Here is a 14,211-nt window from a genome sequence, read left to right as displayed (position 1 = left end):
ACAACATCCACCTCTCGCATCCGGCGAGCCTGAGCGAGCGCATGCTTGCGCTCGGCCTCGGGCGCGCCTTTGCCCGCAAGGGCTGACAGGTCGGACTTGAGTCAGCCTCGCAACGTCGATGGCTGGAGGCGAACAAATAAATCACGGACCCCGCCAAGCAGAGATGGGGCTCCAAACAAAAGAGGGAGGAATACATGCGAATTCAACATCGCGCCCATCGACCGCTGCGAGCCCTTTTGCTGGCCGGCGCGGGCCTGACCTCGGCCTGGGCCGTTTCCGCCCACGCCCAGACCGCGCCGAGCAGCGCGCCGATCGCGCTGGAAGAGGTGGTCGTCACCGCCCAGAAGCGCAGCGAAAACGTCCAGACCATTCCGGTGGCCGTCACGGCGGTGAGCGCCGAAAGCCTGGAAAAGCAGGGCGCGCCCAACCTTCAGGCCATCCAGGGCTCGGCCCCGAACGTCGAGATCAACTCCAGCAACGCCGCGACCGGCGTGGCCATCCGCGGCATCTTCAGCACCAACGACGGTCCGCAAGGGGACTCGGCGGTCGCCTATCACGTCGACGGCGTCTATCTGGGTCGCCCCCAATCCACCGGCGGGCTGATCTACGATATCCAGCAGATCGAAGTGCTGCGCGGACCGCAGGGCACACTCTATGGCCGCAACGCCACGGCCGGCGCGATCAATGTGATCTCAGCCAAGCCTCGCTCGGTGTTCGAAGCCGCGCTCGGCGCCGAGTATGGCTCCTACGACCAGTTCGGCGTGACCGGCATGGTCAACCTGCCGATCGGCGACAAGGTCGCCGCGCGCGTGGCGATGCGGACCCTCAAGCGTGACGGCTACGCCGCCGACGGCGTCAGCGAGGATCAGGATTCCCGCGCCTTCCGCGGGCAGCTGCTGGTCAAGCCGACCGACGACATTTCGGTGCTGCTGGCCGCCGACTACGACCTGCGCAAGGGCGTCGGGCCGGCCGCCTACAAGCTGGCCGTGGCGGGCGTCGATCCGCGCTCGACCAACACCGTCAATCCGGGCGCTCACATCAACAACAAGAACTGGGGCGTCCACAGCGAGATCAACTGGGATTTCGGCGGCGTGACCCTGACGGTTCTGCCCGCCTATCACGAGCTGACCCTCGACAACCTCTACGCCAGCGACCGGCGCATCCAGCTGAACCAGCAGGCCAAGCAGACCTCGGTGGAAGTGCGCCTGGCCTCCAAGCCTGACCAGACGGTCAGCTGGATCATCGGCGCCTACTACTGGGACGAGCTTCAGAGCTCGTTCCAGACGCTGCTGGCCCCGCCCACCTCGGTCCGCTTCGGCTATCCCCAGATCGACGCCTATTCCCGAGCCCTCTTCGGCCAGGCGACCTGGCACGTCACCGATCGCCTGAACATCACCGGCGGCCTGCGCTACACGGCCGACCAGAAGAAGCAGAACGGAACGACAGAGGTCCGCAACCCGGCGGGCATCCTGCTTTCGCGGATCACCAACGTCGCCAACAGCGAGTGGGACGCGGTCAACTGGAAGGCCTCGGCCGAATACGACCTGGCCGAGCGGTCGCTGCTCTATGTGACCGCCGCGACCGGCTACAAGGGTGGCGGCAACTACGACGGCCTGGCGCCCAACTCGTATGATCCGGAGAAGGTGCTGTCGTTCGAAGCCGGCTCGAAGAACCGCCTGTTCGACAATGCCCTGCAGCTGAATCTGACGGCCTTCCACTATAGCTACAAGAACTACCAGGCCAGCCAACTGGGCTGCCTGAACCTGCCCTCGAACCTGGCGCCCTGCACCGCCTCGGGCCGCCTGACCTACAACGCCGACAAGGCCACCGTTTACGGCCTGGAGCTGGAGTCGCAGTGGGCGATCACCTCGAACGATCGCCTCGGCGTCGTCGGAGCCCTGACCCACTCGGAGTTCAACGACTTCACACTGCCGGTGACCCCGTACTCCTCGGGCGGCAACTTCTCGGGCAATCCGCTGCCCAAGTCGCCCAAGTCGACGCTGACGGTCGATTACTCGCACCGCTTCGATCTGCCCAACGGCGCGACGATCACGGCTGCGGCCCGGGCGCGCTTCGTGGCCAAGCAGTACCTGCTGTTCGACATCCGCAGCCCGATCATCAAGCAGGACGCCTATACGACCAGCGACCTGAACCTCAGCTACGACGCGGCTGGCGGGGCCTATTCGGTCACTGTCTTCGCCAACAACGTCACCGACGAGCTGGTTAAGTCCTACGCCTTCGCGACCTCGACGGCCGGCGTCTACTACGGTTCCTACCTTCCGCCTCGGATGGTCGGCCTTCGGGTCGGCGCCCGGTTCTAGACCGGACTGGACCGGAGGCGTTTCCGACGCCTCCGGTCATCCTTTCGGAACTTTAGGCCAGCGTCTCGCCCGGCAACAGTTCGGTGTCGACCTGGGTCTGAGCTTCCGCCGGATAGCGAGCGCCTCGAAGGGCGCCGTCGAACAGGGCGTCGATGCGATCAACGACCTCGGACGCCAACGTCATCGTCGTGGCACGGACGTTTTCTTCCAGATGAGCGATGCTGGTGGTGCCAGAAATGGCGACCACATGCTCCGCGCGGGCCAGCGTCCAGGCCAGGGCCAGCTGCGCCGCGCTGAGGTCGAGTTCGGCCGCCAGGGCCGCGAACCGGCCCACAGCTTCCAGATTGTGCGAAAGGTTGGGCTCGACGAAGCGCGGCATCCAGGCCCGGATATCGCCCTTGGCGTAGCCGTCGTCACGGACGGCGCCGGCCAACAGGCCATGCGCGAGGGGCGAGAAGGCCACAAAGCCGACGCCCAGCCGGCGACAGGCGTCCAGGACGGCCACCTCGGGATTGCGCACCGCCGCCGAATACTCGCTCTGCATGGCCGCGATGGGATGGACCGTGTGGGCGCGCTCGAGCGTGGCGGCCGACACTTCCGACAGGCCGATAGCGCTGATCTTGCCAGCCTCCACGGCGCGCGACAGGGCCCCCACCGACTCCTCGATCGGCACGCGCCTGTCGAGCCGGTGCAGGTAGAAGAGGTCGATGTGATCCACGCCCAGTCGGGCCAGCGAGCGGTTGAGGCTGGCGGTGAGCGCGTCCGGCGACCCGTCCAGCACCCGCCTGACGCCGTCGATGTCCAGCCCGGCCTTGCTAGCCAAGGTGAATGCGTCGCGCCGATGGCCGACGGCGCGGCCGATCAGCCGCTCGTTGCCGCCGCCGCCATATAGAGCGGCCGTGTCGAGGTGGGTGACGCCCAGGTCCAGGGCGTGGTTGAGCAAGCGTTCGGCGTCTTCGGCGCTCGGCGGCGGGCCATAGGCGTGGCTGAGGTTCATGCAGCCCAGGCCGATGGCGGAAATCCTGAACGGGCCGAGCGTGCGGAGCGGCAAAGCGGTCAAGGTGTCGTCCGTGCAATTCGGTTGAAACCGCCAGATGTTTGATGCGTCGTCTCGCTGGCCCGTATCGGAAGTCCTTCCTCGCCCATAACTATTGGCTGAGATCGGGACGTCGAAGCCGCGGACCGCGCTATCGGATCTGCCCTCTATCGCCGCGAAGGACCAAGGTGAGCGCATGACGAACGCCCGACACGAAGTGAGCAAGGTGCGCCGCGAGCCCAAGCGTCGGCGTGTGACCGTCATGACAAAGCAGCAGCTCACGCCTGGCATGCTGCGCGTCGCGTTCGCCTCGCCCGACCTCGCCGATTTCGACAGCGCCGCGCCGGACGACCACATCAAGCTCTTCGTCTCGGCGGACGGCGAGACCGTCATGCGCGACTACACGCCCCGCGCCTTCGATCCGCAGGCCGGGACCCTGACCATCGACTTCGCGCTGCACGAGGCCGGGCCCGCCACGCGTTGGGCGATTGAGAGCCAGGTCGGCGACGTGCTGGAGATCGGCGGGCCGCGCAGCTCGACGGTCGTGGCGGACGACTTCGACTGGTACCTGCTGATCGGCGATGAGACGGCGCTGCCGGCGATCGCGCGTCGGCTGGAGGAATTGCGGTCGGGCGTTCCGGTGATTGTCCTGGCGGTCGTCGATTCAGAAGCGGACCGGCAGGCGTTCTCCACGCGCACCCGACTGACCGCCACTTGGCTGATCCGCGAGCAAGGAGCCGAGGTCGATGGCGATCTCCTGACGACGGCGCTCGGGTCCGTGCGGCCGCCGGAAGGCGAGGGCTATGTCTGGATCGCCGCCGAGGCCCTCGCCGCACGGGTCGTGCGGGCGCACGTGATCGACGTGATGGGCCACCCCAAGGCCTGGGTGAAGGCCGCAGGCTACTGGGCGCGCCAGGCCGCCGGCAAGCACGAGCCTATCGAGGACTGACCGCCAGGAAGGCGACGCTGACCGGCCTGCCGACCGCCATCGTCTCCGGGGTGGAGCTGAGCTTGCCGGTCGCCGGATCGCGAGCCAGCACGGTCAAGGTATTGGAGGCCTGATTGGCCACCAAGACCCATTTGCCCGTGGCGTCCAGACTGAAACTCCACGGCGCCTGACCGCCCGAAGCGATGCGCTGGATCTCCTTCAGGGCGCCCGTGCGGCGGTCGACGGCATAGGCCGCCAGCACGTCCTCGCCGCGCACCGAGACATAGACGAAGCGTCCATCGCGGCTGGCGATCACCTCGGCGCCCTTGGCGACGCTGGCCTTGGCCGGATCGCCGACGGTCGGCAGGCTTTGGATCAAGGTCAGCCGACCCTGGCGAGCGTCCCAGCGATAGGAGCGAAGCTCCGGCACAAGTTCGGTGAGCACGAACAGGAACCGTCCGCCGGGCTGAAAGGCCAGGTGTCGAGGACCGGAACCGGCGGGCAGGGCCTCCGAGTCGGGCGTGGCGGCGCTCAACTGACGCGTGGCGCGATCGTAGGGGTAGACGAATAGGTGATCGGCGCCCAGGTCGGTCACCAGCGCAAACCTGCCGGACGGATCCAGCGTCACGCCATGGGCGTGCGGACCCTTCTGGCGCGGATGTGGGCCCGAGCCCTGATCGGCCTGGATCGACGCTGGGGCGCCCAGGGTCGCATCCGCCAGAATGGGCAGCGCGGCGACGTGGCCGGTGCCGTAGTTGGCGACGAAGACGGTCTTGGATGTCGGGTCGAGGGACAGGTGGGTCGGACCGCCGCCGCCGGAGTCCGCCGCGCCGATCTTGCTCAGCGCGCCCGTCACCGGATCGGCGCGATAGGTCCCGATGCTGCCATGCGACTTGCCGTCGTTGCCGACCTCGCTGACCGCGTAGACGATCGGCTGGGTTGGATGCGCCACCAGCCAGGTGGGCCGCTGGGCCTCGACCGCCACGCCCAGCGCGGTCAGCTTGCCTGTGCGCGTGTTCAGCCGCGCGGCCCAGATCCCCTGGCCCGCCTCGGTGGCCTGCGTGCCGACATAGACCAACTGTTCGGCCGGCGCCTTGGGCGCGGCGCTGGCCGGCAGGGCGGCCAGGGACAGGGCGAGGGCGGCGGCGGCTCGGCCGATCGTGAGGCGTCGCGCCAGGTTCTGGATCTTAGACATGGATGGATCGCCTACAGGTCGCGTTCGGATCGCCGTCGAGCAAGGGCGCGAGGGTTCGCCAATGATGTCCGCCTCGGCCAGCGAGCCGGCGTCCAGCCGTCCCTAGCGGTCTCGATCTCGAACTTGGTCATGTGCGCGCTCGTGGCTTCAGACCGCGATGATAGCCGTCCACCACGGGCGCACCGCCAAGTTCGACGATCGGAGCGATCGGAAAGCCGTCAGCCCGCCTTCTTGAGCATGGCCGGCACCGCGGCGTCGGCCATGTGCCGGCGCAGCAGATCGACGAACTCGGTGTGGAGCTTGGTCGGCAGCCAGCCCGAACGCATCGTGACGCCGATCGCCGGCGTCGGCTCGATAGGGCCGAAGGGCAGGGGCATCAGGGCGCCATTCTCGTGCATCAGCTCGTACGAGGTCATCAGTGTCAGGCGATCGCTGCGCGCCAGCAGGTGGCGGATCACCGGCAGGGAGCAGGTGGCGATCGAGGCCTGCGGACCAGGACCTTCGCCGAACAGGCGCTCGAAGCAGGCCCGGCGACTGGCGCCCGGCGTGCCCACTACCCAGTCGTAGTCCAAGAGGTCCTGGAGCGTCACGCTGCCCTGTCGCAGCAGGCGGTGGCCGCGCCGCGCGACGACCGCGTAGGGCGTCTTGGCCAGGGCTTCGTTGGTCAGGTCCTCGGCCGTGGTCTCCTGGACCAGGCCGATGACGAAATCGACCTCGCCGTCACGGAGACGCTTGAGCATCTCCGAGGCGCTTTCATTGACGATCTTGACGTCGACCTTGGGGTTGGCCTTGACGAACTCGTCCAGCACCGAGGCCAACAGCACGCTGCCGCCGAACGGCATGGCGCCGATGGCGATCTGGCTGTTGACGCTGCCGCGCGCGGCCTCGATCTCCTGGATGCCCCACTCGATTTCCTGGGTCGCCAGCTTGATCCGCCGGCCGAACTCGACGCCGGCCGGGGTCACCATCACGCCGGCGGCGGTGCGGTAGTAGATCGACTTCTTCAGATTGCCTTCGAGGTCGCGGGCGGCGCGCTGCAGCGAGGCCTGGGACAGGTCCAGCGATTGGGCGGCCTGGGCGAACGAGCCGCTTTCGACGATGGCGATCAGGCTGCGGGCTTGCGAGCGGGAGATCCGCTTGGCGATCACCGAAGCGGCGGTCGGCGCGCCCGGCACGCCCAGCGCCACCAGAGCTTGCTCGAACTGTTCGAACAGGCGGGTCGTCCGCCGGTGAAAGATCTCGCCCAGTTCATTGAGATAGCTGCCGCTGGCGCGGCGCTCGAGAAGCGTGGCGCCGATCTGCTGTTCCAGCTTGGCCAGCGCCTGGGTCACTGCCGGCTGGGAGAGATTGCACTCCTCCGACGCTCTGCGGACGCTGCTGAGTCGACCGACGCTTTCAAACAGCTTCAGCTGCCGAAAGCTCAACGACGCGGCCCTGCTTTCAGGATCCATGTCCATCATTTTAGTCCTCCCGATAGGCAAGGCGTAACAGGAATTTATCGGGCTGGGAATTGGCGTTTTTGGATCCGGCCTTGAGTCCTCCTCTTCAGCGATGGCTTGCGGGCGTTTCCAAAGTCAATGTCTTTGCGGGGCGAGTGAAATGGTTATATCTCCTATAATCTAATGAAATAACTCAACTATTTATATCTTGCGGCGTGGCGATTGAAGGGGTTTACCACGCGCGGCTGTAGCGTCTTGAATGACCGCTATCCGCATCAAAAGGTGGCGAGCCGGGCAGGTCGATGCGGTGCTCAGGCCATAAGAAACGAGCGCTTCGACGTCGTCTGAATGAGGCGTCTTGACGCAAAACTTATATCGCAGCGCCGCAAACCTATCGGGTCATTCGACGTCCGCGATCTCATTGACCGCCTCCGCAAACCGCGTCCAGACGCCGGCTTCGAAGGGAAGACCCGCGTGTGCAGGCGGTGGGCTTTACCGGTTCGCGGGCGGGCGGCGTGGCGCTGACGGCGCCTCCGATCAAGCGGCTCCTGGGGCCTGTCTGCTACCAGGGCGTCCCGCCCGGCCTGCTGCCGGACGCCGTGTCAGGCGGCAATCCACCGGGCGTTCCGCGGCGCCTGAACGGGCGGTTCGAGGTCTCGTAGACGGCAGGCGACCGCCGATAGGAAATGGGCTGCGCACGCAAAGATTTGCTCCGCGCGTGTTGACGATGCCCCCCCTGTCGAAGGCCTTGTGAGGCGAAGCGAGGCTCTGGCCGGCGTGACGAGCGCCCGCCCAACCTCCAGAGATTTGTATTCCAGGAGAGAACTTTGGCCGGGAAAGTCCCACTCAAGATCGCCGTGGCGGAACATCCGCACACGTCGGCCATCCGCGACGGCTCGATCCCGATCGAGGGCGTCGAGGCCGAGATCATCACCGTCAAGCCGCAGATCGGCGCCTTCCGCCGGATGGTGCGCGACGTCGAGTTCGACGTCTGCGAGATCGCGCCGACGACCTACATCATCGCCCGGGCCTATGGCGCGCCGTTCGTGGCCCTGCCGATCTTCGTGGTCCGCCGCTTCCATCACTCGGGCATGCTGGTGCGGCCCGACGCCGGCATCGGGACCCCCAAGGACCTGGAAGGCAAGAAGGTCGGGGTGCGCGCCTATTCGGTGACCACCGGCGTTTGGCTGCGCCAGGCGCTGATGGACGACTGTGGCCTGGACGCCTCGAAGGTGACCTGGGTCGTCGACGACGAGGAGCACGTCCGTGAGCTGAAGCTGCCGGGCAACGTGATCCACGCCACCCGGCCGCTGGCCGAGATGATGGCCGACGGCGAACTGTCAGCGGGCGTCGAGGGCGCGGCGGGCATCGGTCGCACCGGCGCGCCGACCGGCGGCTGGCAGGAGGTCGAGGCCGACTATCCGGACTTGCTGCCCAACGCGGCCGAACTGGAAGCCGATTACTTCCGGCGCACCGGCGTCTATCCGATGCACGGCACCATCGTGGTCAAGGACTCGGTGTTGGCCGAGCATCCCTGGGTCGCCAAGTCGCTCTACAACGCCTTCAAGCAAGCCAAGGACGAGTGGCTGGAGCGCGTGCGCGCCAATGGTCCGCAAGACGCCACCGAGAAGAAGTACGTCAAGCTGATGGACCTCGTCGGGCCCGATCCGCTGCCCTACGGCATCGAGGCCAATCGGCCGACCATCGAAGCGCTGGAACAGACCGCCTTCGCCCAGGGCCTGACGCCCCGGCGGATGAGCATGGACGAACTGTTCGTCGACCCGGACAAGCTGTGAACGCCAAGGACAAGACCATGATCATCGATTGCCACGGCCACTTCACCACCGTCCCCAAGTCGTTCCGCGACTTCCGCCAGCGTCAGGTGGACGCCGCCAACGATCCGGCCAACGCGCCGCCGCTGTCGGACGCCCATGTCAGCGACGACGAAATCCGCGAAGGCGTCGGCAACGGCCAGCTGAAGCTGCAGCAGGAGCGGGGCAGCGACATCACCCTGTTCTCGCCCATCGCCGGCCTGATGAGCCACCACCTGGGCAACGAGCGCACCAGCCTGGAATGGGCCGAGATCTCCAATAACCTGGTCAAGCGGGTGACCGAGATCTATCCGGACAACTTCGTGCCGGTCTGCCAGTTGCCGCAGTCGCCCGGCGCGCCGCCCAGGAACTCGATCCCCGAACTGCGCCGCTGCGTCGAGGAGATGGGCTTTGTCGGCGCGAACGTGAACCCGGATCCCACGGGCGGTTACTGGACCGGCAAGCCGTTGACCGACCGTGAATGGTATCCGCTGTTCGAGGCGCTCTGTGACTTGGACGTGCCGGCCATGGTTCACGTGGCGGCCTCGTGCAATCCGAACTTCCACGGCACCGGCGCGCACTATCTGAACGCCGACACCTCGGTGTTCATGCAGATCCTGCAGAGCGATCTCTTCAAGGACTTCCCGACCTTGCGCCTGGTCATCCCGCACGGCGGCGGCGCGGTGCCCTATCACTGGGGTCGCTATCGCGGCATGTCGTTGGAGATGGCCAACCGGCCGCTGGAGGGCCTGCTTGACAACATCTTCTTCGACAGCTGCGTTTATCACCACCCGGGCGTCGACCTGCTGACCAAGGTCATCCCGTCCAAGAACGTGCTGTTCGGCTCGGAGATGATCGGCGCCGTGCGCGGCAAGGATCCCAACACCGGGCACTATTTCGACGACACCAAGCGCTATGTCGACGCGTGCGTCAGCCTGACCGAGGAAGACCGCTACAACATCTACGAAGGCAACGCCCGCCGGGTCTATCCGCGCCTCGACGCGCAGTTGAAGGCCAAGAGCAAGTAGACCGCTTCGAGTAATTTCGAAGGCGCGACACGGGGACACTCGCGTCGCGCCTTTGTCGTTTCAGGATTTGTCGCAGCCTAAACTTATATCCCGCCGCATAGCTTCGACTGCTCCGGCGCGGCGATCTCGGGGACCATGGCCTTCAACACGCGGACGGCGAACACGCCACGCGAGAGGTCAGTCTAGGGAGCGCTTATGTCCTCGGTCATCGACATTCATCCGCACGTGATCTCGGATGACGAGGCGCGCTATCCGCCGGCTCCGCTGTTCGGCAAGCGGTCCGACTGGTCGCAGGAGCGGCCCTGCGTGGTCGAGACCCTGATCGCCGCCATGGACGAGGCCGGCGTCGCCAAGGCCGCCGTCGTCCACTCCTCGACCACCTACGGCTTCGACAACAGCTATGTGGTCGACGCCTGCAACCGATACGCTGACCGCCTGATCGCCGTCGGCTCGGTGGACGTGCGCGCGCCGGACGCGGTCGAGACGATCAAGGCTTGGGTCGACAAGGGCCTGGCCGGTCTGCGCATCTTCACCGGCGGCAGCACCAAGGACTTCGATCCCACCGAGCTGGAGGACGAAGCGGCCTATCCGGCCTGGGCGCTGCTGGGCGAACTGGGCCTGACCATGTGCATCCAGACCGGCCCCGTCGGCCTGCCGCAGGTGACGAACCTGGCCAGGCGCTTCCCGAACGTGCCGATCATCCTCGACCACCTGGGTCGCCCCGAGGTCGCCGACGGCCCTCCCTACGACGCCGCCCGGAGCCTGTTTGAGCTGGCCGAGATCCCGTCGATCTATCTGAAGCTGACGCCCAGGATTATGGGCGACAGCGTCAAGGGCGCGGCCACCGCCGAGACCTTTTTCCCGAAGCTGGTCGAGGTTTTCGGCCCCCAGCGTCTGGCCTGGGGATCCAACTTCCCGACCTCGACGGGTGAACTCTCGGAAATCCTGGCGACCGCGCGACAGCGCCTGGCCGCGCTCTCGGACGAGGATCGCGAATGGGTCTTCGGCAAGACCGCCCTGTCGCTCTATCCCAAGCTCGGCGCATAAAGATGAAAACGTCTGGGGAGAAACATATGGCTAGCACCAACGAGGCCGTCATCGGGACCGCCGCGCCGGCCCAGGTCGTGATCCCGCCAGCCTGGAAGCGGTGGTCGATCCTGGTCCTTCTGGCCGTCGGCGCGCTGATCGCGTTCGTGGACCGGACCAGCATCTCGTCGGCCCTGGCGGCGCCGTCGTTCAAGGCGCACTTCCATCTGTCCAATCTCGATCGGGGCTGGATCAATTCGGCGTTCTTCTGGTCGTACGCGGCCCTGCAGATCCCGATGGGATGGGTGGTCGATCGCTATGGCGTGAAGCGGGCCTATACGGTCTGTTTCATCGTCTGGTGCGCTGCATCGGCGCTGACGGGCCTGACCACGACCCTGGCGGCGCTGATCGTCATGCGCCTGGTCGTCGGCGCGGCCGAGGCCGTGGTGGTGCCGGCCAGCTATCGCTGGATCCGCAACAACTTCCACGAGGGCGAGAGCGGCACGGCCGTCGGCCTCTACATGCTGGGCAACAAGTTCGGCCCGGCCATCGGCGCGCCCGTCGCCGCCTGGCTGATCGTCGCCTATGACTGGCGCGCCATGTTCGTCATCACCGGCGTCGTGGGCATGATCTGGCTGCTGCCGTGGTTGTTCATGGTCAAGAACGACTTGCCGGCCAAGAGCGACATGGTTGCCGTCCGCGCCAAGGCCTCGGCGGTGCCGTTGAAGAACATCCTGGCCAGCCCCCTGGTCTGGGGCACCCTGGTCGTCAACTTCTGCTACAATTACTTCACCTTCTACTGCATGACCTGGATGCCGGCCTATCTGGTCGAGCAGCGCCATCTGTCGCTGGCGAAGATGGGCCTCTATTCCTTCTTCAGCTTCGCGGGCATCGCCATCGTGGCGCTGGTGGCCGGCTGGGGCGCCGACAAGCTGATCGCGCGAGGCGGCGACGCCGTGGTCGTGCGCAAGAGCTTCGTCATCGCCGGCTTCCTGGTCGCTTCGACCGTGATCCTCGGAGCGCGGGCCGAGGACCTAGGCACGGCCCTGTTCTGGAACGTGGCGTCGCTGTCGGGCCTGGGCCTGGCGACGGCCAACAACCTGGCGCTCTGCCGCCTGACCCTGATTCCCAAGCCCGCCGTCGGCGTGGTCACCGGCATCCAGCAGGTCGCCGTCAGCCTGGCCGGCATGGTCGCCCCGATCCTGTCGGGTTGGCTGCTGGACACCAGCGGAAGCTACGTGCTGCCGATGTACGTGATCTTCGCCTTCCTGCTGCTGGGCGCCCTGACGACGCTGTTCGTCCTGCGTCGCGACTGGGCCCCGAAGGTGCCCGAGGGCGTCGAGATCTGAGCAAGCGGCGGGCGTGAAGCGATCACGCCGAGCCCGAAACGAATTGGCGAGGCCTGGGTCCAATCCCTAGGCCTCGCTGATCAAGGAGACGCGTAAATGGCCAAGATCGTATTTGGCATGGCGGTGCCCCACAGCGGCATGCTGGGCCAAGCCCCCGAGGACTGGCTGACCAACGGCGAGCGGGACCGCAAGAACCCCGAACTCTGGTTCCAGAACCGCACCTGGACCTATCCCGAACTGGAAGCCCATCGCGGAGCGGCCTTCGAGCCCTTCCTGACGATCGAGGAGCGCACCGAGCGCGCCGGCCGCTGCCGCGCCGCGCTGGACAAGATGGCCGAGGCCTATGGCCGCGCCAAGATCGACGTCGCCATCGTGCTGGGCAAGGACCAGAAGGAGATCTGGCCCGACCAATCCCCCTCGATCACCATCTATACCGGCGAGGACGTCCACAACGGCCCGCCCCAGCGGCCCGTCTACGCGCCCGACCACCATGTGGTCCACAAGGCCTATCCCGAGCTGGCGACCTATCTGATCAAGACCTTCCAGAAGGAGGGCTTCGACCTCAACGACCTGCAGGCCTGGCCCGAGAACGTCTGGATGGCCCAGCGCCAGGGCGTGAAGCCGGATTATCCGGTCGTGCCGCACGCCTACAGCTTCGTCTACCACCAGATCATGGGCGACCAGCCGCCGCCGCACGTGCCGGTGCTGTTCAACCTCTTCTATCCGCCGACCCAGCCGTCGATGAGCCGCTGCATCGAATTTGGCCGCGTGCTGCGCGAGGCCATCGAGGCCTGGCCCGATGACGTGCGCGTCGCCATCATCGCCTCGGGCGGGCTGTCGCACTTCGTCAACGACGAGGAATTCGACCACGACGTCATGCAAAAGCTGGCGGCCTACGACTATGACGGCCTGGCCGCCATTCCCGACGGTTACTACCAGTCGGGGACCTCCGAGGTGAAGATCTACAGCATCGTCATGATGGCCCTGCAGCACACCGGGGCCCAGATGACGCTGGTCGATTACGTGCCGTGCTGGCGGACCGCCGCCGGGACCGGTGAGGGCATGGGCTTCATGTACTGGAACCCCGAAGAGGCCGCGCAAGCGGTCTGACGAGAAAGACGAAATCCGTATGACCGACACCCGCCTGAACGGCATCATTCGTGCGTGGGAAGCCGGCAAGCCCGCCTTCACCTGCTTCGCCAAGGCCGACAAGCAGTCGGCGATCGACCTCTCGGACTCGCCCTATGACGGCCTGGTGTTCGAGATGGAGCACAATCCCTGGGACATGGCCGCGCTCGGCGATGCGCTGCAGTACCTGCTGAACCGCAAGCAGATCCATTCGGCCGCGACCCTCGCGCCCCAGGTGACTCCGATCGTCCGCGTGCCGGCCAACGGCGTGGAGATGAACCAGGCCTACGCCAAGCAGGCGTTGGACCGGGGCGTCTACGGCGTGATCTGGCCGCACATCAACGACGTGGCCCAGGCCTATAACGCCGTCGCCTCGTGCCGCTACGGGCGGCCGAAGAACGCGCCGCTGTACGAGCCGGGTGGCGTGCGCGGCGATGGTCCGGCGACCGCCTCGCGTTACTGGGGTCTGTCCATGCCCGAGTACTACGCCAAGGCCGACGTCTGGCCGCTGGCCCCGCAGGGCGAGATTCTGGTCGGGCTGATGATTGAGAGCGTCAAGGGCGTCGAGAACCTGGACGAGATCCTCAAGGAAGTGCCGGGCGTTGGTTTCGTGCTGATCGGGGAGGGCGACCTTTCCCAGGAGATGGGCTTCCCGCGTCAGTACGACCATCCGGACGTCCGCGATGCGATGAAGAAGGTCGCCGAGACCTGCGTTCGCCATGGCGTGCCGGTCGGCAACCCGCACACCAACGCCGGCAACATCGAACGCCTGCTGGCCGAGGGCTACCGCTTCCTGATGGCCGCTCCGCAGCGCTCGTACGGCGTGGTCGGAAAGGGCAAGGAAATGGCGGGCTACTAGTCTCAAAGCTTCCAGGGAAGGGCCGGAAATCTATCGCTTTCCGGCCCGTTTGGATTGGGCCGCCGTCCCCTGGAAATGGTCTTTCTTCCTC

At 66.4% G+C, this 14,211-nt stretch carries 11 protein-coding genes; 8 read left to right on the top strand and 3 right to left on the bottom strand.

The features are described from left to right. The first annotated feature begins 194 nt into the window (after window positions 1-194). A complete protein-coding gene (locus tag AC1RUS_RS17720; protein ID WP_492917925.1) occupies window positions 195-2,321 on the top strand; it encodes a TonB-dependent receptor in 2,127 nt (708 codons plus the stop codon). 52 nt (window positions 2,322-2,373) lie between these two features. Here the strand turns inward: AC1RUS_RS17720 and AC1RUS_RS17715 are convergent, their stop codons facing one another. After that, the gene (locus AC1RUS_RS17715; RefSeq protein ID WP_492917924.1) at window positions 2,374-3,381 is read right to left on the bottom strand and encodes an aldo/keto reductase; all 1,008 of its coding nucleotides are present in this window, start codon (window positions 3,379-3,381) and stop codon (window positions 2,374-2,376) included. A gap of 172 nt (window positions 3,382-3,553) precedes the next feature. Here AC1RUS_RS17715 and AC1RUS_RS17710 point away from each other — a divergent pair, with 172 nt between their 5' ends. Continuing rightward, complete coding sequence (locus AC1RUS_RS17710; protein ID WP_492917923.1) at window positions 3,554-4,306, top strand: siderophore-interacting protein; 753 nt, start codon at window positions 3,554-3,556, stop codon at window positions 4,304-4,306. On the opposite strand, the gene AC1RUS_RS17705 is transcribed toward AC1RUS_RS17710, so the two are convergent. Together AC1RUS_RS17705 and AC1RUS_RS17700 are read right to left on the bottom strand one after the other, a co-directional pair. Beyond that, a complete protein-coding gene (locus tag AC1RUS_RS17705; RefSeq protein WP_492917922.1) occupies window positions 4,293-5,480 on the bottom strand; it encodes a lactonase family protein in 1,188 nt (395 codons plus the stop codon). The genes AC1RUS_RS17710 and AC1RUS_RS17705 overlap by 14 nt on opposite strands. Before the next feature lie 218 nt (window positions 5,481-5,698). After that, the gene (locus AC1RUS_RS17700; protein ID WP_492917921.1) at window positions 5,699-6,904 is read right to left on the bottom strand and encodes a LysR substrate-binding domain-containing protein; all 1,206 of its coding nucleotides are present in this window, start codon (window positions 6,902-6,904) and stop codon (window positions 5,699-5,701) included. Between the two features lie 842 nt (window positions 6,905-7,746). On the opposite strand from AC1RUS_RS17700, the gene AC1RUS_RS17695 reads away from it, so the two are divergent. The 6 genes from AC1RUS_RS17695 (at window position 7,747) to AC1RUS_RS17670 (ending at window position 14,120) form a co-directional block, all read left to right on the top strand. Further along, the gene (locus tag AC1RUS_RS17695; RefSeq protein WP_492917920.1) at window positions 7,747-8,715 is read left to right on the top strand and encodes an ABC transporter substrate-binding protein; all 969 of its coding nucleotides are present in this window, start codon (window positions 7,747-7,749) and stop codon (window positions 8,713-8,715) included. A gap of 17 nt (window positions 8,716-8,732) precedes the next feature. Next, window positions 8,733-9,758 (top strand): amidohydrolase family protein, encoded by a 1,026-nt coding sequence (locus tag AC1RUS_RS17690; RefSeq protein ID WP_492917919.1) that lies wholly within the window; start codon window positions 8,733-8,735, stop codon window positions 9,756-9,758. A 195-nt stretch (window positions 9,759-9,953) separates the two neighbouring features. After that, window positions 9,954-10,805, top strand: coding sequence for an amidohydrolase family protein (locus AC1RUS_RS17685; RefSeq protein WP_492917918.1), 852 nt, complete (start codon window positions 9,954-9,956; stop codon window positions 10,803-10,805). Between the two features lie 26 nt (window positions 10,806-10,831). Further along, entirely contained in the window at window positions 10,832-12,133 is a 1,302-nt protein-coding gene (locus AC1RUS_RS17680; RefSeq protein ID WP_492917917.1) for an MFS transporter, read from the top strand. 96 nt (window positions 12,134-12,229) lie between these two features. Continuing rightward, entirely contained in the window at window positions 12,230-13,243 is a 1,014-nt protein-coding gene (locus AC1RUS_RS17675) for a DODA-type extradiol aromatic ring-opening family dioxygenase (RefSeq protein WP_492917916.1), read from the top strand. A 19-nt stretch (window positions 13,244-13,262) separates the two neighbouring features. Continuing rightward, complete coding sequence (locus AC1RUS_RS17670) at window positions 13,263-14,120, top strand: HpcH/HpaI aldolase family protein (RefSeq protein WP_492917915.1); 858 nt, start codon at window positions 13,263-13,265, stop codon at window positions 14,118-14,120. Window positions 14,121-14,211: the final 91 nt, after the last annotated feature.

It is taken from the genome of Caulobacter sp. GW821-FHT10F06, from assembly GCF_058809215.1.
The sequence above is the reverse complement of the archived record's forward strand: the minus strand, read 5'-3'. Positions and strand labels throughout refer to the sequence as shown.

Bases quoted from the DNA above. Each gene is read 5' to 3' on its own strand.
- AC1RUS_RS17720 (WP_492917925.1), top strand. From the start codon at position 195: ATGCGAATTCAACATCGCGCCCATCGACCGCTGCGAGCCCTTTTGCTG.
- AC1RUS_RS17710 (WP_492917923.1), top strand. From the start codon at position 3,554: ATGACGAACGCCCGACACGAAGTGAGCAAGGTGCGCCGCGAGCCCAAG.
- AC1RUS_RS17705 (WP_492917922.1), bottom strand. From the start codon at position 5,480: ATGTCTAAGATCCAGAACCTGGCGCGACGCCTCACGATCGGCCGAGCC.
- AC1RUS_RS17690 (WP_492917919.1), top strand. From the start codon at position 8,733: ATGATCATCGATTGCCACGGCCACTTCACCACCGTCCCCAAGTCGTTC.
- AC1RUS_RS17685 (WP_492917918.1), top strand. From the start codon at position 9,954: ATGTCCTCGGTCATCGACATTCATCCGCACGTGATCTCGGATGACGAG.
- AC1RUS_RS17680 (WP_492917917.1), top strand. From the start codon at position 10,832: ATGGCTAGCACCAACGAGGCCGTCATCGGGACCGCCGCGCCGGCCCAG.
- AC1RUS_RS17675 (WP_492917916.1), top strand. From the start codon at position 12,230: ATGGCCAAGATCGTATTTGGCATGGCGGTGCCCCACAGCGGCATGCTG.
- AC1RUS_RS17670 (WP_492917915.1), top strand. From the start codon at position 13,263: ATGACCGACACCCGCCTGAACGGCATCATTCGTGCGTGGGAAGCCGGC.